Annotated in this window: 18 protein-coding genes; 10 read left to right on the top strand and 8 right to left on the bottom strand. The window is 52.6% G+C overall.

Annotated features, from left to right (window positions below):
* Nucleotides 1-4 precede the first annotated feature (4 nt).
* On the bottom strand, nt 5-1,228 hold the full coding sequence (locus WFK81_RS23970) for an ABC transporter substrate-binding protein (RefSeq protein ID WP_336789107.1): 1,224 nt from the start codon (nt 1,226-1,228) through the stop codon (nt 5-7).
* Between the two features lie 909 nt (nt 1,229-2,137).
* Between WFK81_RS23970 and WFK81_RS23975 the strand changes: the two genes are divergently transcribed.
* The 6 genes from WFK81_RS23975 to WFK81_RS24000 all read left to right on the top strand — a co-directional run bounded on the left by WFK81_RS23975 (nt 2,138) and on the right by WFK81_RS24000 (nt 9,144).
* Nucleotides 2,138-3,085, top strand: coding sequence for a helix-turn-helix transcriptional regulator (locus WFK81_RS23975; protein ID WP_336789108.1), 948 nt, complete (start codon nt 2,138-2,140; stop codon nt 3,083-3,085).
* A gap of 66 nt (nt 3,086-3,151) precedes the next feature.
* Nucleotides 3,152-3,691, top strand: coding sequence for a DinB family protein (locus tag WFK81_RS23980; protein WP_336789110.1), 540 nt, complete (start codon nt 3,152-3,154; stop codon nt 3,689-3,691).
* A 738-nt stretch (nt 3,692-4,429) separates the two neighbouring features.
* A complete protein-coding gene (locus tag WFK81_RS23985; RefSeq protein WP_336789112.1) occupies nt 4,430-6,607 on the top strand; it encodes an amidase family protein in 2,178 nt (725 codons plus the stop codon).
* A gap of 57 nt (nt 6,608-6,664) precedes the next feature.
* Entirely contained in the window at nt 6,665-8,293 is a 1,629-nt protein-coding gene (locus tag WFK81_RS23990) for an S-layer homology domain-containing protein (protein WP_336789113.1), read from the top strand.
* Nucleotides 8,294-8,555: 262 nt separating this feature from the next.
* Complete coding sequence (locus tag WFK81_RS23995) at nt 8,556-8,978, top strand: DoxX family protein (RefSeq protein ID WP_336789115.1); 423 nt, start codon at nt 8,556-8,558, stop codon at nt 8,976-8,978.
* A 31-nt stretch (nt 8,979-9,009) separates the two neighbouring features.
* Nucleotides 9,010-9,144: an AraC family transcriptional regulator gene (locus WFK81_RS24000; RefSeq protein ID WP_336789117.1), complete on the top strand. Its 135-nt coding sequence runs from the start codon at nt 9,010-9,012 to the stop codon at nt 9,142-9,144.
* Nucleotides 9,145-9,237: 93 nt separating this feature from the next.
* Here the strand turns inward: WFK81_RS24000 and WFK81_RS24005 are convergent, their stop codons facing one another.
* Entirely contained in the window at nt 9,238-11,295 is a 2,058-nt protein-coding gene (locus WFK81_RS24005; RefSeq protein ID WP_336789119.1) for a helix-turn-helix domain-containing protein, read from the bottom strand.
* A 147-nt stretch (nt 11,296-11,442) separates the two neighbouring features.
* On the opposite strand from WFK81_RS24005, the gene WFK81_RS24010 reads away from it, so the two are divergent.
* Genes WFK81_RS24010 through sdaAA form a run of 4 tightly spaced genes read left to right on the top strand, consistent with a single transcriptional unit; the run spans nt 11,443 to nt 15,785 of the window.
* On the top strand, nt 11,443-12,690 hold the full coding sequence (locus tag WFK81_RS24010; RefSeq protein WP_336789120.1) for an MFS transporter: 1,248 nt from the start codon (nt 11,443-11,445) through the stop codon (nt 12,688-12,690).
* 28 nt (nt 12,691-12,718) lie between these two features.
* Nucleotides 12,719-14,167, top strand: coding sequence for a M20 family metallopeptidase (locus tag WFK81_RS24015; RefSeq protein WP_336789236.1), 1,449 nt, complete (start codon nt 12,719-12,721; stop codon nt 14,165-14,167).
* Between the two features lie 42 nt (nt 14,168-14,209).
* Nucleotides 14,210-14,878, top strand: coding sequence for an L-serine ammonia-lyase, iron-sulfur-dependent subunit beta (gene sdaAB, locus WFK81_RS24020; protein WP_336789122.1), 669 nt, complete (start codon nt 14,210-14,212; stop codon nt 14,876-14,878).
* Nucleotides 14,879-14,909: 31 nt separating this feature from the next.
* Nucleotides 14,910-15,785, top strand: coding sequence for an L-serine ammonia-lyase, iron-sulfur-dependent, subunit alpha (sdaAA, locus tag WFK81_RS24025; RefSeq protein ID WP_336789124.1), 876 nt, complete (start codon nt 14,910-14,912; stop codon nt 15,783-15,785).
* Between the two features lie 76 nt (nt 15,786-15,861).
* Here sdaAA and WFK81_RS24030 read toward each other — a convergent pair whose 3' ends face one another.
* From WFK81_RS24030 to WFK81_RS24055, 6 genes are all read right to left on the bottom strand, one after another.
* Nucleotides 15,862-16,827 carry an ABC transporter ATP-binding protein gene (locus WFK81_RS24030; RefSeq protein WP_336789126.1) on the bottom strand — a complete coding sequence of 322 codons (966 nt, stop codon included), beginning with the start codon at nt 16,825-16,827 and terminating at the stop codon, nt 15,862-15,864.
* On the bottom strand, nt 16,820-17,803 hold the full coding sequence (locus WFK81_RS24035) for an ABC transporter ATP-binding protein (RefSeq protein ID WP_336789127.1): 984 nt from the start codon (nt 17,801-17,803) through the stop codon (nt 16,820-16,822). Before WFK81_RS24035 ends, WFK81_RS24030 begins: the two co-directional genes overlap by 8 nt.
* Before the next feature lie 13 nt (nt 17,804-17,816).
* Complete coding sequence (opp4C, locus tag WFK81_RS24040; RefSeq protein ID WP_336789238.1) at nt 17,817-18,728, bottom strand: oligopeptide ABC transporter permease; 912 nt, start codon at nt 18,726-18,728, stop codon at nt 17,817-17,819.
* 36 nt (nt 18,729-18,764) lie between these two features.
* Entirely contained in the window at nt 18,765-19,718 is a 954-nt protein-coding gene (locus WFK81_RS24045; RefSeq protein ID WP_336789129.1) for an ABC transporter permease, read from the bottom strand.
* Nucleotides 19,719-19,777: 59 nt separating this feature from the next.
* Nucleotides 19,778-21,520, bottom strand: coding sequence for an ABC transporter substrate-binding protein (locus WFK81_RS24050; protein WP_336789131.1), 1,743 nt, complete (start codon nt 21,518-21,520; stop codon nt 19,778-19,780).
* Nucleotides 21,521-21,722: 202 nt separating this feature from the next.
* Entirely contained in the window at nt 21,723-22,631 is a 909-nt protein-coding gene (locus WFK81_RS24055) for an ArsR/SmtB family transcription factor (protein WP_336789133.1), read from the bottom strand.
* Between the last annotated feature and the right edge of the window lie 26 nt (nt 22,632-22,657).

Genomic DNA, 22,657 nt, shown 5'->3' on the forward strand with positions numbered 1-22,657 from the left:
GGGGTTATTTTTGCTTAATCCAGAAGTCGCGCACCTTCGGTGCGGTCTTGTACAGGGCGTCGCCGTCGAACAGCCACAGATTCAGCTCCTCGAAGGAGATGTCGTTCTTCGTCTTCACGTCCGAACGCGGCACCCACGAGCCGACTTTGTTGAACGGTTCAAGACCAACGCCCGTGCCGTCTTTCTCGCCCATCATCCAACGGATGAACAGCTTCGCCGCCGCTTCGTGAGGAGCTTTGTTCGCGATGAAAAAGTACCCGGAATCCGGAACCGACGTCTTCGGCTTAATATCGTAGATCGGGGCGATCGTCCAGCCCTTCTCTTCGTTCTTCGATACGTCGCCCGATACCGCTAGGCCAAGAGCGTCGCTGCTCGCTTTGCCGATGGCGTCGAGGACGTCGTCGCTGCCTTTTAACACGATAAGGCCGTTGTCGAACAGCTCTTTGATAAATTCGTAGCCTGCGTTGTCCGTGCCGTTCAGGACGATATCTTTGCCGAACTTCTCTTTGTAAGCTGCTGCCATGTCGTCGCTGTTAATGACCATTGTTGTGAACAGGTCCATAAAGGCCGGTGAGCTGAGCGGATCAGCTGTGTAGACTTTGCCCTTGAACTCCGGAGTCGTCAGATCCCACCAGTTGGTTACGGGCGCTTTGTCGTATGTAGATTTATTGTAGAAAAGAGTCCGGAACTCCACGTAGTTCGCATAAGCTTCCGCCTGCGTGCGGTAAGGCTCGTCGACCATCGGCGCGATATCCTCCGGCAGGTATTTAAGGTAGCGGCCCGTCATCACCATCTCTTCCTCAACGGCTCCGCTGACTTCCTTCGTAATGATAACGTCCGGGTTGAACTGCCCCGCTTCCTGCTCCTTCGTCACCTTGTCCATCATCTCGTCGGACTTCACCTTGCTGACTTCAACCTTGATACCCGGATATTGCTTCATAAAAGTTTCCGCCGCATCGTTCGCGCGTCCGGAGGTGGAATAGACGATCAGCTTGCCTTCTTCCTTCGCTGTCGCGTACAATTCATCCACCGATTCGGCTGCCGGTGCAGCGGACGGGTCGGCGGAAGGCGTTGCAGCATTTGCATTTGTACTTGCCGGCGCGTCTGTTGGTACCGCATCCGAGAGTGTATTCGAGCTCTTGTTGTCTTGGCCGCAGGCCGACATGATTGTCATTGCGGATGCTGCCGTAAGCAGAACTAAAGCGGTTTTTTTCTTCGAAATGAACATAAGGATAACTTCCTCCTATTAGATGGGCTCTCCACGTCCTCATCTTTGTTTGTCTCTCGAGTTAAATGATAGAGCCCGATTGTAAGAGGCATGTTACGGCTATGTGGATTTTTAGTAAAAAAATATTATTTTTCACTTTATGAAAGTTTTTATTCATTTTTGAGCACTGAGATAGGCGAGGTCATTACATTCAAAGGAAATACCTTTCTGATTGCGAATACTCTTAGAGGACTATTCTGAGTAGGAGGTCGTTGCCTTGACTAGGTCAGTATTCCATATCGTTGCGAGCATCGTATGCATTCTATTGCCGATAATCTTCTTGCTATATATGTTTTGGGATATGCATCAGCCGAAAATAGGACCCGTTGGCGATGGTAAACCCCATTACCCTACGTTTCTTCAATTAGTACCGATAATAAGCTGCTTCTTGATGGGAATCTTGAATTTGCCGGTTGGCATCATGCGTTATAGACAACAGAAAAGAGAACAGCAAAATGACAAAGATAACGATATCTAGTTATTTGAACCGCATAAGCGACAGCTTGAACGTTTATGAGCCCGAGGCTGTCGCTTCATCATTTCCATAGCACCTCTCGTACCCTACGTTGGATTTCGTCCAGCATAATTGACTCATTCTAACTAACTCCTTAACCTACGTTGGATTGCATACAGCAGAATTCACTATTCTAGCCTCAACCTAGCCCGCCACAGCCAATTCCATTGGATAAAATCCAGCGTAGCCGAACGATCTGCACGTTTCCGCACCATTTTACTGGAGGAACTCCAACGCAGCGCCAGCTAGCAATACAATAAGTCGATTGTTATACTTTGTAGGAATAATTTGGAAGGTATAAAAACTATAATTTAAGAGAAGGTGCTAAGCATCAACTAATCAACCGGGGGTAAAAAATGAACAAAACCGACCGGCAGCTCGCGATCATGCTTGAGCTGCAGCGGAGCAAGGTAGTAAGAGCGGAGGATTTAGCCTCCTTATTCGAGACGAGCGTGCGGACCATCTATCGGGACATTCAAGCGTTGAGCGAGATGGGCGTTCCCATCTTTGGCGCTCCCGGCCATGGCTATTCGCTGATGGAAGGTTATTTTCTGCCGCCCATCGGGTTTTCGGCTGAGGAAGCGGTAGCTCTGCTGATGGGCGCTGACTTTATCGAGCAGCGGCTCGATGGCGATTACGCAAGAGTAGCGAAAGCTGCGAGAAGCAAGATTGAAGCTATTCTCCCGGAGAATGTACGGGAGGAGTCCGCACGCGTCCGGGAAACGATGCGGCTTCTGAATGCCGGAGAGCCAAGAACCGGCTTAAAGGAAAAAGACATTCTTGCGCTAGTGCGGCGCGCCATCTTGGAGCGTCGTAAAATAAGCTTCTCCTATAAGAAAAAGACGCCGGAGGCGGACGGCAACCGGAAAAGCACCCGCGAGGTAGCTCCGTACGGATTGGTCTTTGCTCAAGGCAATTGGATGCTGATCGGGCACTGCGGCCTGCGTCAGGATATCCGCCATTTCCGGTTGTCGCGAATGACGGAGCTTACCGTGCTGGACACGTCGTTTGCCATGCCGCATGGGTTCAGCCTAAATCGCTACCGTCCGGAGGATGACCGCAGCGAGCATGTATGGGTTCGGGCAAATCCCGACATTGCTGACAAAATCGCAGAGACCGGCAACTTTTATATCGAATCGGCCGAGGAGCGCGAGGGTGGTCTCTGGGTACACTTACGAGTTCGTGCACCGGAGGAAATTCTTCCTCTTATCCTTAGCTGGGGCGGAGACGTCGAGGTCATGGAACCGGAGTCTTTACGCCGCCGCGTTCGGGAAGAAGCCGAAAAAATGTTAAAACGCTACTGACATACTGTTGTCAGTAGCGTTCTTTTATATTGGGATTATCCGAAATATTGAAGGAGTGTTGTTGAGATGAGAAGCACAACGGAAGCCTTGCAAGCATTTCAAAAATCGGTTGAACGGTATATAGATGAACTGAATCACTTCAGCATAGAGCAATTACTTGTTAAGCCGAGCGAGGAAGACTGGTCGATTGGGCAAATGTACGTCCATTTAATTCGGTCCGCTCAATACATGCATCTGCGCAATGTGGATCAATGCATCGCAGGAAGCGAAGCGGTATTGGTAGGCACCGGCGTCAAAACGGAGAATGGCAAAGCTGCCTTTGAGCTTGGAAGCTTCCCGCCCATTAGAATCCGGGTTCCTGCCTCCCCGCAGTACACGCCACAGCAGCCGGACAATAAGGAGCAGCTGATCGAAGGACTTCAAGACGTTGTGGAACGTATGAAAGGTACGGAACCAACTTTAATCCAAGCGCCTCAAGAGAATACCGTCCCCCACCCTAATTTCGGAGCACTAAACGCCGCCGAGTGGTTTCTGCTAGTAGAGATGCACTACCGGCATCATTTCTCACAGCTGGAACGGTTGAAAGCCTTCCTGAAAAGCCTATGAAAACCCAAGACAAACGGGCGTTGCCACTCCAATGGGGCAGCGCCCGTTTGTTTCTTTATTTTAGCCGACGGAATGGTCCTTCACGAAAAAAACCCGCGTCTGCTTGCGTGTCTCCGCAGGCAGCACACGCTCCAGCTTCTCCTCCACCGATGAACAAGCGCTGAACGGGCGCCAAGTAAGGCTGGAGCAAAGGATGCGGCGAGCTTGAGAAGCTCGCCGTTTTAGGTGTAACGGGTATGTCGCCCGGCAGCTTTTAGCTACATTGGATGGAATACAGCGTAATAAGCATATTGGGATCGATCTGGCCTTTTTCATCGATTTTTACTGAATCTATTCCAACGTGGCACCCAGAAAACATTCATCCATAGAAGAACAATTAGAGGCAGTCGTGACCTTTTGGTCTATGACAGCCTCTTTTTTATTTCCATTTTTTAAATTATTATGTCATAAAAATTAACACTTATATTACATAATTTGCACTCTAAGGAGAGTGCTGTCGAAAAAGCGACTAAAACATTAAAAACATAGCATTTAAGCGGTTTCTTCAGCTTTTACCCTGATTGATTAACCTAGCTAACAAAACTAATATTAAGCAAAAGACTGATAGAGAGATTCAAGGGAGGTACTATTTATGTAATATATATGTCACATATAATCAATATTCTTTGCCTTCTTTTCCTTTTAAGTAATTATATTTGACATTGATAGACTGGCCTGTGCCAACCCAAGGAGGACGCCATGATTAAACCGATTACGAAATTAGCCAGCCTTGTAATGCTAAGCACCTCGCTTCTTTTCACACCGATCCTGGATACCGGCGCTTATGCCAGCGGCACTAGCACGCCAACCGCTCTGGAGCAGCCCCAAGCACAGGAGCCGAAGGCGTTGGTTCAGCTCTCCGGCCCTGCCCTCACCTCGGTCGGCAACTCCTTCGACGTAACCGTATCGCTAACGGGCGCTACCGGCGATGCAACCGCAGGCAAATTCATTTTCGAGTACGACCCGACTCAATTTGAATATTTATCCGCGACATCAGCCAATTCGGCCGTAACCATTGCCGGAATAAACGCCGAGTCCGGCAAAGTGACCATCGTAACCACGGATACAACGGGCAGCCTCACAACGGCCGGCTCTCTCCTCACCTTGACCTTCAAAGCCAATACGGCTTCGGACCTAAGCGGAATCACCGGCACGGTTGAGCTTGGCATCGACGACGGAAGCACGGTTCAAACGCCGGAGGAATCGCTTGCCGTCCAGATTACGGGCGCAGCCGAGGGTGATCTGAATAATAACAGCGTAATCGACGTGGGCGATCTCTCCGTCCTGATCAAATACTTCGGTATTGCCTCGGACGATTCAAACTGGACGAAGGTTGCAAACGGCGATTTCAACAAAAACAATACCATCGATGTCCAGGATCTCGCCACCTTGGGCAAAAAGGTACTCTACGACAACGGTCAGCCCTTCGAACTGATGGAAGCCGATATCTTGAGCATTCAGAATGCCATGGCGGCCGGCAAATTGACTTCCGAGCAGCTCGTTCAGATGTATCTGGACCGGATCAATGAATACGACGATACGATCAATTCGCTTATCACGGTTAATCCGGATGCGCTGGCTACCGCCAAAGCGCTCGACGAAGAGCGCAAGGAGCAAGGTCCGCGCGGTCTTATGCACGGCATTCCGATCATCGTTAAGGATAACTACGATACGCTTGGCATGCCGACAAGCGCAGGCTGTACCTGCCTGAAGGACAACCAGACGGTGAGCGACGCCTTCATGATCAAGAAGCTGAAGGATGCCGGAGCGATCATCCTGGCCAAGGCCAACCTGAGCGAATTCGCGATTAACACGGACACGAACAGCTCGTTGGGCGGACAAACGTGGAATCCTTACAATATTAAACTAAACCCGGGCGGCTCCAGCGGCGGTACAGGCGCATCGCTTGCATCCAACTTTGGCGTAGCCGGTCTCGGCACCGATACAGGCGGTTCGATCCGCATCCCTTCGTCATGGAATAGCATTGTCGGCATCCGTCCAACGATTGGCCTGACAAGCCGCGACGGCATCATTCCGCTCGCGCTGTCCCAGGACGTAGGCGGACCAATGGCGAGAAACGTATCCGACGCAGCCATTCTGCTTGACGCGGTCAGCGGCTACGATCCGAACGATATCGCCACAGCAGGAAGCGTCGGCAGAAAGCCAGTCAGCTACACGAGATTTTTGGACAAGAACGGTCTTAAAGGCGCCCGTATCGGCCTTGTCATGGACAGCAGCGTTACAGGCAGCAATCAGGAAGTGCTGGCTCTGCTTAATCAAGCTGCCCAGGATATGCGCGACCAAGGCGCAACGGTAGTTGGCGTTAATATTCCGAATATCGCCGATATTTTGAAATATCCGAGCCTCAGCGGTTATGAATTCAAATTCAATCTGAACGACTACTTGTCCAACACCAGGTTTGTCGACCCTAACGTGGTCCGCTATCATTCGCTGCAGGATATCATCAATTCGGGCACTGACTTCCTGTCGGTTCTGAAGGGCACGTTGACCACTCGAAATAGCGTCGAGTCGCTTGATACCCAGGAATACAAGGATATCGTGCTGTTCCGTCCGCGCACGACGCAGCAGTCGCTGCTTCGCTTGATGGCCGACAACAATCTCGATGCTATCCTGTATCCTTCGACTTCGGGACCTGCGGGCTCCGGCTCAGGCAACGCAAACCGGCTTAGCCCATTCTCCGGCTTCCCGGCAATCAGCGTTCCGGCTGGTTACGTATCCAGCGGTCTGCCGGTTGGCATTGAGCTGCTTGGACGCCCTTACGAGGAAGGCGAGCTAATCAAGCTTGGCTATGCCTACGAACAAGCAACGCATCACCGTGAAGCGCCGAAGTCGGTTCCTGCTCTGACCGGCAAATAAAACACAAGGCATTCGTTTTCGCCGGCGTTTTACTATACGAGAAAGGACGAATCTGTTATGGCCCGTAAACGACTTTCCTTGCTTGCGACAATCTGCTTGGCAATAGCCATGCTCGTCCCCCAATATGCGATGGCCGCGGCTGATCCGCCCTCCTTTTCCGTCTCAACCGACAAAAACGCCCTGAACAGCGGCGATGAGGTCACCGTGACGGTAAAAGGAAGCAAGCTGCAGGATTTATATGCTTACGAATTGCACGTATATTACGATTCCGATCTGCTGACATTCAAAACAGGCAGCGAAAAAACGGCCGCAGTCGGCTTCAGTACGCCTGCCAAGGTTGTCGCAGACGGCGGAGGCAAATCTCATCTCGTGTTCGCCCACACGAAGTCGGGAAGCTCGCCAGGCGACAGCGGCGATCTGGATCTCGTATCCTTCACCTTCACAGCAGCCTCTAACGGAAAAGCCGACGTCGAGGTCAGGAAGATCCGGCTCGTCAATTCGGAATTAGCTGCAAGCACGATTGACAGTCATTATGGCACCTCCCTTCAAATCGGGCCCTCCGGCGGTTCAGGGGGATCCGGCGGATCCTCGGGCGGCTCGCCCGTCGAACCGGCAGGAACCTTAACGGTAACAGCAGATCAAATAAAGAATGGCAAATTCATTGAGGTACCGACATCCGCTGCCGTAATTAAGCTGCCGTCCAATACCGACGAGCTGCTTGGAAAAAGCACGCTGAATATCGTCACCTCCGGCAAAGCCGAGCTGGACATACCTTCAAGCGTGTTCAGCGAACTGAAGACGAGCTTAACCGCCGCGCAACTGCAAGGAGGCTCAATCTCCCTGACCATCAAGCCGGTTGAAGGAGCAGCCACACCATCACTCGGCACAGATACCAAGCTAAGCGGATACAGCTACGAGCTGAAGCTGCAATGGATCGCTGCGGACGGCAAGACGTACGATCTGCATCAATTCAAAGAGCCCGTGACGCTTCGGCTGCCGGTAGACGCTTCGACCAATCCGAAGCTGGCCTCCATCTTCTACCTCCCGGATAGCGGGGCTCCCGAGTTTGTTGGCGGGACGTACGGGAATGGCTTTTATGTCGCGCAGCTCTCGCATTTCAGCTCTTACGCGGTACTTGAGATCAGCAAGAATTTCACCGATGTCCCAAGCAGCTACTGGGCCTCCGGCGTAATCAAAGAGCTCTTCGCGAAGCAAATCGTAACCGGCACGACAGCCTCCACCTTCGAGCCGAACCGCAGCATTACCCGCGCCGAATTCACGGCGTTGCTTGTCAGGGCGCTTGGCCTGAAGGCGGAAGGAAAGCCTGCCTTCTCCGATATTCCTGCAGGCGCTTGGTATGCGGCCGACGTTGCCACAGCTTACAAAGCAGGCATCGTGCAAGGCGTAAGCAGCACAACGTTCTCCCCTGGCGCCAACATTACCCGTCAGGAGATGGCTACGCTTGCGATGCGAGGCTACGAATTAATGAAAGGCCAGCCGCCGGTTACGGCTGCCGAGCCGTTCAAGGACGAAGCCTCCGTCTCCGCTTGGGCACTGGATAGCGTTAAGAAAGCCGCTTCACTTGGCATCGTCCAAGGACGGGCGAAGGGCGAATTTGTTCCGCTTGGTACCTCGACCCGCGCGGAAGCCGCTCAAATGCTTTACGGAGTCATTAATAAGCTGTAAGCCCGGTTTACCGGGAACCTAGCAATTCGGATCTTCAGCAGAACCGGAAGGGAGTCATTCCCCTTCCGGTTTTTTCGTTTGTTTGCATTGCCCTGTCCCTCTAAAGTTTTTACAATTTTTACCAAAACGCCGTTGACATGACACTAAAAGGTGTCCTATACTAAAAACACAAACCGACACTAAATGGTGTCCTATTATGCAAAGTACATACAGCTAAGTCGCAGCTCGCATAAAAACAAACCCATTCTAGGAGGAAATGAAAATGAGTAAAACAGTTGGTGCGGTAACATCCGCAAACGCAGGAACTAAGTTTCAAGAAAAAAAGGTCGCCTATTGGTCCGTGACCATGCTGCTTGCAGGGGCTCTAACGTTAAGCGGTCTCGGGCAACTGATGAAATTAGGCGGGAATGTCGATCTCGTCGCGAATCTGGGATACCCGCTGTATATCATGCAAATTTTAGGGGTATGGAAGCTGCTTGGCGTGATTGCCGTCCTGGCACCGCATTTCCCGCGGCTGAAGGAATGGACGCATGCCGGGATCTTCTTCTTGATGACAGGCGCCGCATTCTCCCATCTGCTTGATCACGATTACGGAGCCGGCTGGTTCAACGTAATCCTTCCGCTGTTCTACGCCGCGCTAAATATCGCATCGTGGGCACTGCGTCCCGAGAACCGCAAACTCTAGGGTGGGCGAGAACGGAACGATCCGTTCATAGATGTGTTCAAATCCATTGCCGGTGAAAATCTCCGAGATCTGCCAGACCGTCGGATTCGAGGACTCCCCCTATTTCTCGAGCGTGTTCAAGAAGCATTTCCAGATCTCGCCGAGCGAATTCCGACAGAATCATTAACGTCGTCAAACAGACAGCGGCCAAGGAATTATGTATTCCTTGGCCGCTGTTTTATTATGCGCTTCCTTTCGTTATATCCAACCTTACCTCTATCTACTCACGAGAGGACTGCTTCAGGTAGCAGGCGAGCTGAATCCGAAGTACGTTCTCCGGATCGTCGAACGATAAGCCGAGCAGATCTTCAATTTTTCTCAAGCGAAGGTACAGCGTATTGATATGAATATGAAGCTTATCGGCGGCAAGGCTGGCTGAACGGTCGGAGGCCATGTACGTCAGCAGCGTGTCGGTGAGCCCGGCACCTTGACTCTTCGCCTGTTGAAGCGGCTCGAAGATTTCCCGGACAAACGCTTCAAGCTCCTCCTTCGGATGGCGGATGAACAGACGGTTCAGCCCGATATCCGAATACAGCATAAAGGCGTAGCTTCCTCTTGCGGCCAGATAAGACAAGGCTTTATCGGCCTCGCCATGGCTGCTGCCTGCCGCATGAAGATCCTTGAAGAACGAACCGGCTCCCGTCCGGATTCTGAGATTCGAATACTGCTCCCAGCTGGCCAAGAAGGAACGGAATCGCTTCAGTACCGCCGCTTCATTCTTCCTCGATTGGAGCACGATCGTCACTTTATTTCCGCTGGCGAAGATGACGGGCACGAGGATTTGCTGTCCCAGCGCTTCGCGCAAATCGATGACAAAACGGTAAACATGCAGGTTAAGCTCCGCAGATGGGACGGGAGAGCTTAACTCCGATACCGCAACCATCAAGGGAAGCGTTGTGTCGATCCCGAGCAAGTCGGCCTTTTCCCTCCATACGTCGGGATTTTTCGCATGAAGAAGCTCAAGAAACGTATCTTGCGTCTTCTTGTAATAAAATTCGGAAAGCGACTGCTTCCTCAGCAGCTCCAGAGCCAAGACGGAGGCCCCCTGCTCGATTGCAATCTGACGCAGAGAATCCAGCCCTCCCGCCAGTTCGACGAGCAAATACCCCAAGCAGGCGGAGGATGCCACTATGGGATAGCAAAAAAGCTTTTTGCCGAGGCTATTCCCCGACTCTTCAGCTTGCCGGTAAGAAGGACCTTGCTCGCGGGCATAGAGCCGAAGCAGCTCCTCTCCGCTTAGCCCCGAAGCCCCCCGCTTCCGCTCGGGATGCCACTTATTCTCCAGCAGATCCACATAAATAAGCGGCAGGCCTATCATCTTGCTAAGCTCCGAAGCAATAGAGGCGGCTCCTTTATTCTGAAGAGACAGCTTGACGAGAGAGGCATGAATCTCATCCCTTCTGCGAAGCTCCAGGTTTTGTCTGCGCAAGTCCTCAAATAGCCGGGCATTCGTAATGGCGATCGATACTTGATCGGCGAACCCCTGCAAGAGCTGCATATCCTGCTCGGTCAACAGCGGTTTTTTGCCGGTCTGGTAGACAATAAGGACGCATTCGGGCTTGTTATGAACGAGAATCGGCACCGTGACGATCGACTTGCTCTGCACAAAATCGTACGCGTGCGTCAAATGCACCACATTCTCCTCCGTCATATCCCCGAAGTCAATCAGAATCTCATCGAAGTCGCGGTACAGCTTAGGCGTTCCTCTGCGAAACGTCTTCCCTATCATCCCTTCATCCGGCTTTATGGCCATCTTAAGCATTTCTTTTCCGATTTCTCCTGCCTTCGCCCGCACCTTAAGCCGGCCAATCGCGGGATCATACATCCATAACACGCCTATTGTTTCATAAGGGATAACCGAGAGCGCGTTCGTAAGAATTTTGCTGAGCAGCTCGTCCAAATCAACCGATTGCGTCACTTCCCGAATGCTTTCCATCATTTTGTTCAGCTTCACTTCCTGCTGCTTCAAGCTCGCTTCAGAATAATAAGGGTACAGTCCGGTCGACAAGCCTAATAAATCATCCTCGGTCAGCTCAAGAAGCTCGGTTTGGATACGAACCGCAATGACAGTATGAATATTGTATGGCAGATAAACTAACATATATCCAGCTTTTTTCTCCCAATAAGCTTGGCTTATCTCAAAGGGATTCGCAAAAACCGATGCATCCGGCTCCATCTCTCCCCGGGATTCCAATAAGGCCCAATATTTAAAGCTTTGGCTGATCCAAATCTCGTAATTCCCTTGTATGATGAGTGATTTCTCCATATTCCGATACATAGAGCTCCACCTGCCAGCAATGTTTATATGTACAGTATTATAGCGATTCTTCTGTAGGAATGCACATTGTTTCTAGCGATTCAATCTTGTAATTTAAGAATATACCTAATCGATATCTACCATAACATGAGAAGGAAGGTAACAAAGATGGGGAATGCAGCAGGTTCAAAAAAGAAATATGTCGTTCTAATCTTGCTTTTTCTTGGCTGGTGTCTCGGCAATCTAGACCGGTTCGTCATCAACTACTCCGTCGTTGATATTACGAAGGATCTCGGACTTAGCGCATCCGCTCAAGGCGTCATTCTCAGCAGCTTTTTCCTTGGCTATGCGCTTATGCAAATACCGGGCGGCGCGCTGGCTGACCGGTTCGGTTACCGCAAGGTTATCGTGACCGCAATCTTCATGTGGTCGATCTTTACCATATTGACCGGCGCAGCCTGGTCGGCCATATCCCTAATCGCAATCCGCTTCTTGTTCGGCCTTGGCGAGGGCAGCTTCTTCCCTTCCGGCTCGAAAGCCATCGCAAGCTGGTTTCCGCTCAATGAACGCAGCCGGGCGATGGCGCTGATGCTTTCCTCCGGTGCGATTATGGGCATCGCGACACCTTTCATCTATGCGGCATCCAGCGGAACCATAGGCTGGCAGAAGCTTTTCTACATCATCGGCGCGGTTGGCCTTGTCGTAAGCTTCTTTATTTTCTTCTTCCTCAAGGAGCCGAAGCGCGCAGCCATCCAGGAGGACCCTTCGGGACAACCCGCGACAAAGCCGAAATCCACGCTCAAAACCGTGCTCAAAACCCCGATGATCTGGAATCTTTTTATCGGCTACTTCAGTATTTATGCGGTCAACTGGGGACTCTCCGCATGGATGCCGACTTACATGATCAACGTTCGCGGGCTGGATATGACGCAGGTCGGGACGCTCAGCATTTTCCCATCCCTTGCGGGTATCATCGCGATGTTGTTCAGCGGCTATCTGCTTGACCGGATTCCGGAAGGCAAGGACAAGAAAGCAGGCGCGGTGCTCGCCGTGCTGGTCGGGGTCTGCCTCTATCTCATGAGCAGCGCCGGCAGCATCTACCTTTTCATTACTTATCAGACCATCATTGGCGTTCTGTTCGCTTTTATCGCAACGCTGATCGCATCCAACTGCTTGAAGACCATGCACGAATCGCAAGTCGCAACGGCGAACGGCTTCATTAATACGGGCGCCCAGCTTGCCGGCTTCCTGACGCCGATGCTGATGGGCTTTATGGTGGATGCCTCGGGCGGATCCTACAATTCGGCTTTCGTCCTGCTCGTCGTATTTGCCGTCCTTTGCGCGGCCGCGCTCATGCTGGCTCGTCCGAAAGCAAATGCCCAAGCCCAAGCGATCGCCGATTCCGTTACCAACTAAAACTCACGCGAGGTGTTCAACCATGACCATAGCAATCACGCAGGAAATCTCGAAGATTATCGATCGCAAAAAAGAGCAATTCATCTCCGCCAGCGATCAAATCTGGACGTTCGCGGAAACGCGGTTTGAGGAATTCCGGTCCGCTGCTTTGTTAAGCGGCATTCTGGAGAAGGAGGGCTTCAGCATCGAGCAAAGCCCCGCCGGGCTGGAAACGGGCTTTATCGCCAGCTTTGGCGCCGGAAGCCCGGTTGTCGCCCTTCTCGGCGAATACGATGCGCTGACGGAGCTTAGCCAGAAAGCGGAAAAAGCCGAATTCGATCCCGTGACGCCCAACGCGAATGGGCATGGCTGCGGACATAATCTGCTCGGTGCCGGCGCGCTTGCCGCAGCGGTTGCCGTGAAGGATTACATGCTCGCGAACGGCCTCCCGGGGACAGTCAAATATTACGGCTGCCCGGCGGAGGAAAGCGGCTACGGCAAAACCTTTTTGGCACGCGAAGGGAAATTCGCCGGCGTTGACGCGGCCTTCAGCTGGCATCCCGCTTCCTTGAACGCCGTCATGCACGGCTCCTCGAACGCCGTGCTTCACGCAACATTCAAGTTCTTCGGCAAAAGCGCCCACGCGGCGGCAGCTCCTCATCAGGGACGAAGCGCGCTGGATGCGGTCGAGTTAATGAATATCGGGGCAAACTATTTGCGAGAGCATATTGTCGACAAGGCGAGACTCCATTATGCGATAACCAATTCGGGCGGTTTGTCGCCAAACGTGGTGCAGAAGGAAGCGGAAGTAACCTATCTGATCCGGGCTCCCAAGACGGACATGGTTCGCGCCTTGTACGACCGGGTCGTTGATCTTGCCCGCGGTGCCGCTCTTATGACCGGGACAACGATGGAGCATACCATTGAAGGCGCCTGCGCCAACCTGGTACCGAACAGCACGCTGCAGGCCGTCATGCACAAGCATTTAAGCGAGCTCGGCGCGCCTGAATATACGGAAGCGGAATACGGCTACGCCAAGGCCATTTACGAATCGCTGTCCCCCGAGGACAAGCTTGAAGCAGGCCAAACGTTCGGCCGCGAGCTCGCCGCCCTTCTCGCGGAGCGGCCGCTCCCCGGATTCGTTGCCCCTTACAACGACGAGCGGGAAATGTGGATGGCAGGCTCGACGGATGTTGCGGACGTTAGTTGGAACGTGCCAACCGCGCAATGCGTCACAACAACGATGGCATTCGGCACGCCGCTGCATGCCTGGCAGACAGTGGCGCAGGGACAATCCTCTTACGCGCATAAAGGAATGCTGCTCGCAGGCAAAGTTATGGCTTGTGCCGCGGTCGAGGTACTGAGAAGCGAAGAGCTTGCGGCGGCAGCCAAAGCCGAGCTCGAGAAGCGGCTGGACGGGCATTCCTATGACTGCCTCGTACCGAAAGAAATTACGCCGCCGCGGATGTCGGAGCTTCAGGCGGCTGTTCGAAGCTAATCGGCTGCCGAACCGGCAGCGTTTCAACCGAGGGAGGCAATCATGAGATTCAAAGACGTATTTTCCATCATTGGTCCGGCTATGGTCGGCCCATCCAGCTCCCACACCGCAGGCGCAGCCCGGATCGGGCGTGTAGCCAGACAATTGTTCGGAGCCCTGCCGGCTCGAGCGGACGTGATTTTCTACGGTTCTTTTGCCGCGACCTACATTGGACACGGCACATACTCCGCTATCGTTGGCGGTCTGCTGGACATGGAGACGGACGATATCCGCCTGCCGGATTCGCTCAAGATAGCTGCGGATGCAGGGATGCTGGTGGAGGTTCAATCGGGGAAAGGTCTATTCCCCCATCCGAATACCGCGGAGCTGCGATTGTACCGGGAAAGGGAGGAAGAGCCCTCCTTCACGATCGTTGGCACCTCCATTGGCGGCGGGAACATTGAGATCGTCAGCGTTGACGGATTCAAGGTGAAGCTGACCGGCCAATACCCGACGCTTGTGATCTGGCATACCGATTCTCCCGGGATGATCGCCGAGGTGACGCGGCTCCTACAGGAGGAAGGCATCAATATCGGCTATATGTCGGTTGACCGGAAGAACCGGAGTGGACAGGCAATGATGGCCATTGAGACGGATCAGGCCTTTTCCGCGGAGCTGCTGGAGAAATTGAACGGCTACGCGGGCATTCAAGCCATCCGCTTAGTGAAATGAGGGCGTCAACAGGAGAAAGGAGACATCACGAATGAATTTTCGCACTTTGAAGGAACTAGCCGAAAAAGCGGAGCAAAGCGGCTTGTCCATTGGACGTTATATGCTGCAGGAACAAGCACAGGAATCGGGCAAAGCGCCGGAAGCGGAATTTGCGCAGATGGCTTCCTATTATGAAGTGATGAAAGAAGCCGTGCGAAGAGGGCTAATGGAGGACACCACTTCCCCAAGCGGCTTAACCGGACAAGACTCCAAGCGCGTTATGGCTTACAGGAACAAACGGGAAAGTCTGCTCGGAGAAGACGCAAGCCTTGCGATGGCATACGCGCTGGCCGTATCCGAAGTAAATGCCTCCATGGGCCGGATCATCGCAACGCCAACGGCAGGCTCATGCGGCATTATACCCGGCGTTCTAATCAGCTGTCAGGAACGGTTCGGCTGGGGCGACGAGCTAATGGTTGAGGGCTTATTCGCAGCCGGCGCCATCGGTTACGTCATCGCCAATAATTCGTTTGTGTCCGGTGCGGAAGGCGGCTGCCAAGCGGAGGTCGGATCGGCGATCGGCATGGCAGCCGGCGCGCTCGCCGACCTAAGGGGCGCATCGCCAGCCCAAGCGGTTCATGCCGTGGGACTAGCGCTCAAAAACTCGCTTGGCCTCGTCTGCGATCCGGTCGGCGGTCTGGTCGAAGTGCCCTGCATCGTCCGCAATGGATTCGGAGCGGTAACCGCGCTTGCGGCGGCGGACATGGCGCTTGCGGGAGTCCGCAGCGTCATCCCGTCCGACGAAGTCGTGCAGGTGATGCTCGAGGTTGGCACCGCGATGCCCGAATCCTTGCGGGAGACGGCCAAAGGCGGGCTCGCCCAGACCCCGACCGGAAGAAAAATCATGAAAGAGCTGCTGGAGAAATAAAGCGAGTAAACTAAAAAGGACTCTCTCAACGGTTATCTTCCGATAACGGCTGGAGAGTCCTTTTCCATGCGTCCCCTTACACCAAATGGCAAGCAACCATATGGTCGGTGCCAATGGTCCGCAGGGCCGGCACCTCTTCCTTGCAGCGTTCCGTCGCGTAGGGGCAGCGGGTGTGGAACTTGCAGCCGGAAGGCGGATTTGCTGGGTTCGGTATATCGCCGCTGAGCACAATACGCTCCCGCTTCAGCTTCGGAATCGGTATCGGCACGGCCGACAGCAGGGCTTTCGTATACGGATGCTGCGGGCGGAGGAACAGGTCCTCCCTTGTTCCCGTCTCGACCAGGGATCCGAGATACATCACGCCGATCCGCGTGCATAGATGCTCGACGACGCTCAAATCATGCGAGATGAACAAATAGGATAGACCGTTCGTTTGCTGCAGCTTCCGGAATAAATTAATGATCTGGGCCTGGATCGATACGTCGAGCGCAGACACCGGCTCATCCGCAATAATAAGCTCGGGATTCAGCGCAAGCGCCCTTGCGATTCCGATCCGCTGACGCTGGCCGCCGGAGAATTCATGCGGAAGACGGTCGATATGATAATACGATAATCCGCACAGCTCCAGCACCTCCAGAACCTTGCTCCGAATCTCCGTCTTGTCAGCCAGCTGATGATCGAGCAGCGCTTCGCCAATGGCGTCGCCCACGCGTACACGCGGATTCAAAGAGCTGTACGGATCCTGGAAAATCAGCTGCATGGAAGGCCGCATGGCGCGAAGCTCTTCCTTCGAAAGCGAGTAGATATCCGTCCCTTTAAAGAAGACGTCACCCGAGGTCTTTTCGTTTAAACGGACGATGGAACGCCCAACCGTACTCTTGCCGCTGCCCGACTCGCCGACAAGACCAAAGGTCTCGCCTTTGCGGATCGTGAAGCTGAGGTCATCAACAGCCTTCACATGACCAACCGTCCGATTCAAAAGTCCGGACTGGATGGGGAAATATTTTTTCAGATTGCGCACTTCCAGCAAAGCTTCAGGCATACTGCTTCTCCTCCTCGTACAGCCAGCAAGCCGCTTGCTGCAATTCGCCTACCGGAACCAGCGCCGGCTGCTTGGTCCGGCAGATCGCCATGCACTGCTCGCACCGGTCATGGAAGTAGCAAGATTCCGTCAGTTCAAGCGGATTGGGTACTTGCCCGGGAATGGAATACAACTCATCCTGTAGCTGATTCATAATCGGCTTCGAACGCAGCAATCCTTTCGTATAAGGATGCTTCGGATTAGCGAAGATCGCCTCCACCTCGCCTTGCTCGACGATTTTGCCGGCATACATAACCGCTACGTAATCCGCCATCTCCGCCACTACGCCAAGATCATGGGTGATCAGCAGAATCGACATCCCGCTCTCTTCCTTCAGGCTGCGAAGCAAATCGAGGATTTGCGCCTGAATGGTCACGTCGAGCGCGGTGGTTGGTTCATCGGCAATAAGCAGCTTGGGACCGCAGGAGATCGCTATCGCAATCATGACGCGCTGCAGCATGCCGCCGCTCAATTCATGCGGGTACGCATCAACAATCTGTTCCGCTCTGGAGATGCCGACTTGCTTAATCAGCTCGATTACACGCTTGCGCGCGGCCTTCCTGCCAAGCTTCTGATGCTCCATCAGCGGCTCTATCACTTGCTCTCCGATCTTAAGAACCGGATTCAGCGACGACATCGGCTCCTGGAAAATCATCGCGATTTCATGGCCGCGAATCGTGCGAAGCTCATTGCGGGACAGCTTCAGCAGATCGCGGTCCTGGAATTGGATACTGCCGCCTTCCACCTTGCCGCCCGCACTTTCAATGAGTCCCATGATCGACATTGCCGTAATGCTTTTTCCGCTGCCGGACTCTCCTACGATGCAGACGGTCTCGCCCGGCTTGATTTGCAGGCTGACATCGTCCACAGCTCGGACGGTCCCCGCTTCCGTCTTGAAGAAGGTCTGAAGATGATCAATGGTTAGCAATTCCTTCATGATAGAAGCTCACCTACCTTTTCTGTTTCGGATCCAGCACATCGCGCAGGCCGTCACCAAAAATATTAATGGCAATAACAGTCGCAAAAATCGAGAAGCCCGGCGGCAGCCATAGCCATGGCCGCTCCTGGAAATCGATCATATTATTAGCGGCGTCAATCATATTGCCCCAAGTCGGGGTAGGCGGCATAACGCCCAAGCCGAAGAAGCTGAGCACGGATTCGCTAAGAATCGCGCCGCCGATATTAAGCGTTGCAATGACGATAATAAGCGGTACAAGGTTCGGCAGCAGATGCCGAAACAGTTTTCTTTTGTCGCTTAGCCCCAGCACGATGGTTGCCTGCATGAACTCCCGTTCGCGCAAGGACAACAGCTGACCTCTGATCATTCGGGCCAAGCCCGGCCAGCTGACGACGCTGAGCATCAGCATAACGATATACATCCGGTAGTCCGGCGGTACTTTCCACTCCGACAGAAGCGCGCCAACAATAAATAAGAGCGGAAGGCTTGGAATCGTAAGCAAGAGGTCGGCCACCCTCATAATGAGCTGGTCAACCACGCCTCGATAATAACCGGCAATAATGCCAAGCAGCGTGCCGATGAAGACGGACAACACCATGGAAGCAAGCCCGACAGTGAGCGATATTCTCCCAGCCTGAAGCACCCTGGTCATCACATCCCGGCCAAGCGTATCCGTACCAAGCCAATGCTTGGCATTTGGCGCGTGATTCATTAACGCCATATTGATTTTGTTATCGGCATACGGCGAGAAGAACGGTCCGATGAAACAAGCCGCAAACATAATCACGACGACGACAAATCCCGTAACCGCCAATTTATTTCGCATAAGTCTCCGGATGGACTGACGCCATAAGGAAGACTTGGCATTCGATTTCTTTTTATTAATCGTTACTCCCTGGGCCATTTCACCGCTGGCAATCGACATGGATAAGCCCTCCCCCTACAATTTCACCCGCGGATCCGCGAGGTGATAAAGAATGTCGGACAGCAGCGTACCGATCACCGTCAGCACGGCGATAAACATCGTAAAGCCCATGAGCAGCGGATAATCCCGCAGCCCGAACGACTGCATGTACAATTGTCCGATACCCGGCCAGTTAAAGATTCGTTCGATGATAAGCGATCCCCCGAACAAGGCGGGAAGCTCGAAGCCAACCAGCGTAATGGCAGGCAGCAACGCATTGCGAAGAGCATGGGTGAACAACACCTTGCGCTCCGTCAGCCCTTTTGCCCGGGCAGTCCGAATATAGTCCTGTTTAATGACATCAATCATGTTGCTGCGGAAGTACCGCGTCAGCGAGCCCACGCCCAGCAGCGTCATGACGATAACCGGGAGCGTCATATGATGAATGATTTCCTTTATATACGCCAGCCCCTGAGCGTTGCTCCCCGTCGTAATCATGCCCCCCGGAGGCAGCCACTTCAAATCGACGGCCAGCACCTTGATCAGGAACAGCCCGATAAAGAAAGATGGAATGGACATCGCGGCGAAGATAAGCACCATGACCAGCGAATCGAACCAGGAATATTGTTTATAGGCCGCAATCACCCCCACCACAACAGCAATTAACCACGTTAAGAAAGTAGATACAATCGCTAGCAGGAATGAATTCCAGATGTATTGGTTGAACAAGGTGAGCACCGGCTTCTGCTGGGCTAGCGAATAGCCGAAGTCACCATGCACGGCATTCTTCATCCAGGTCAAATACCGCTCGATCAACGGCTTGTTCAGCCCATAAATTTCCCGCAGCTCCGCCTTACGCTCCGGGGTTAATTTAATATTGCCGGTGATGAAGTCACCTGGCGTCAAAGCGTACAGGCTGAAGATCAGAAAGGAAGCTGCGAGCAGAATAATGACCATGTAGGTAAATCTCTTTACGAAATAAGCGCTCATATCGGCTCCTTACCCTCATGTCCCCTGCCTGGCTTATGACCTGGCAGGGGACATTGTTTTTACTTCAAGTTCCAATTCGGCAGGCTTTGGGCAAGCCCGTAGAATGGACTGATCGACAAGTTCTCGATTCTCGCGTTATAGGCAAAGACACTCTTCTTGTAGCTTGTGAAGATTACCGGCAGATCGTCGTTGAGCAGCTGGAAGGTCTCTTTATAGATCGCCTTGCGCTCTTCCATGTCGGTTGTGGCAAGCCCTTTCTCGTACAGCTCTTTGAACTTCGGATTGTCGTAGCCTTTAATCTCGCCGTCTACGAATTGCAACAAGCCGTCGGCCGGATCCGTCAGAAGCGGAGTCGAGAAGGATACCATGTCATAATCTCCGCCCTCTACTTTGGAGACCAGGGAGTTAAAGTCGGCGAATACTTCAGGCTCGAACTCGATGCCAAGCGCCGCAAAGTTTTCTTTGGCAACCGCGATGAAAATATCCGTGTTCTTGCTCTTCGAGCCAAGATAATGGATTTTCAGCTTCTCGCCGTCTTTCTCGCGAATGCCGTTCGCACCGACGGTCCAGCCGGCCTCATCGAGCAGCGACTTCGCTTTTTCCGTGTCAAACTTATACGGGTTAATATTGTCTTCGGTGTAAGCCCACGAGATTGGCGAAGACGGGATATTGGCCACAACGCCCGCGCCTTGGTTGGCATCCACGTAAATGCTTTGACGATCCAGACCATAAGTCAGAGCTTGACGGACTTTCTTGTCTTGAAGCGGCTTATGGTCGAAGTTGAGCTGCAGGTAGCCGTAGTTGCTTGGCGTATAAGGAACGATATTTACGAAGCCTAGCGATTTCAGCTTGTCGATATTTTCGGTTGTGGCGCTGAATGTGGCGTAGTCGACCTCGCCTGTTTCGAGATACTGCCAAGTATCGCCTTCGGATGTCTTGTAAATAAAGTTCTTGGTCTTTGGCTTCTCGCCATAATAGTTGTCGTTAGCGGTGAAACGCACCTCTTGGCCGGGAATGAATTTCTCCAGCTTGTACGGGCCGGTGCCAAGCGGCTTCGAGCTCAGCTGCTTCATGTAATCCAGATTGCCTTGCTTGTAGTCCTTGCCGTAATACGCCTTCGAAAGAACGTCCGACCCCAGAAGCACAAGCGCAGCCGCATTAGGCTTCTCGAGCGTAACCGCAACGGTCTGCGGATCGATGACCTTGATTCCTTCGATGGAAGTTGCGCTGCCGTCCTTATATGCCGCGCTGCCTTTAATGGCGAGCGTATTGACCTGCGAATCGCCGTCATAGGACTTGTCGTTCAGAATCGTCCAAGTGAATGCTACGTCATCGCTTGTAAGCGGAGTGCCGTCGCTGAATTTCAGGTCCTTGCGCAGGTGGAACGTGTAGGTGAGGCTATCCGGCGATACTTCCCATTTCTCAGCCAATCCCGGCCGGGGAACACCTTCATTGTCCACGGTAACAAGCGGGGTATAGAGAAGCGAAGATACATTTCCGTCATATCCGCTCTGTTGGAAGTAAGGGGTGAATGCGCCGCTTGGGTCCGTGAGTCCGACGATAATCGTATCGGTCCGCTTCTTCGCTTGATCAGGCAATTTACTGATATCGCTGGCAAGAATCGTATCGGCCGAGCCTTGGGGAGCCGAGCTGGCATTATTGCTGCCGCCTGTTTGAACATTGGAATTGCTGGACTCCGGCGAATTCGCCGGCGCCTGGTTACTGCCGTTATTAGAGCAAGCAGCAAGGAGCAAAGTGCCGGCCAGCACGGCGGATGTTGCGGCTAGAGTTATCTTCTTCATAAAAACCCTCCCATAAGTTACAATATGACTTCTCCTAATTCCGATTGGTAAACTATGAATTGGAATCGTTAGTCCCTATTATAGAAACCCAATATAGTTCTGTAAAGAGAGAACTTAAAAATAATTCTTTTTTTAAAGAAAACTAAGAAATAACAAAAATGCCGCTTTCCCCTAGTTGGAGAAAGCGGCATTTAAAAATTCGTTAATTGCCGGTTATGTAATCCATAATCACATGCTGCAAACGATCAAGCGCTCCGGCACGCAAGCTGTATACCGTTAAGTTCTCGCCTTCAAAATGAGCATGAATCAACCCCGCGCTGCGCAGCTTGGAGATATGATCATGCGTGATCCCCTTAGACAGTTTTAAATATCGATGTATCTCGATAAAAGTCCGAGGCCCTTGATGCAAATAACGCAGGATCTTCAGCCTGCTCTTCTCTCCCAGACTTCTTAATATCCGATAATCATGGGCGGACATAAAATCCTCTTCGCTGAGGTCCACTCTCGCGGAGTAGTAGCAAAGCGTTAGTTGATTAAAGTGCGATACGATATTGATGGGCTGAAAATGAAACTGAGGAATCAGCACAAGCTTATTTAAACTCGCTATAGGTTCGAATATAAGTCCATTCGTTGTCTCGTCCACGAACTGCCAGGCCGGTGTGATGGACTGGACCCTTCTTCTCCCCGTCGCAACCTCTTCCAAGCTTCTTATTATTTGAGGACTGATCAACTCGAAATATTGGTCCTGCCATAGAGTGAACAGCTTTAAGATCTTATCTTTAAAAGCATTCATGTCTACAGGGAAACTGCTGCTGTAGGGTGACATCCTATCATACAGATCACCTGTGCTCTGCTTAGAGAGCCAACTCACAAACCCGGGAACATCAGCCTCAGGGCTCAAATAAACAAGCAGAAACGCAAATTTCCACTCCTGGTCAATGGAAAGGTCGTCCAGCCAGTCAGCCAGTTCCGGCGTCAGCTTGGCACGGGTTTCCTGCGCCCAGCTTGGTGAAAGATCAAGCTTCTTATGCGATTTTCGGCAGATATAGGTATGCAAACTACTGATCGCTTCGTTCAACGGTTTAAATTCGATGTCTATTTGATATTCCATCCACACCCCCCCTTCGCTTTTCTAGG

The organism is Paenibacillus sp. MMO-177, from assembly GCF_037147795.1.
GTDB lineage: Bacteria > Bacillota > Bacilli > Paenibacillales > Paenibacillaceae > Pristimantibacillus.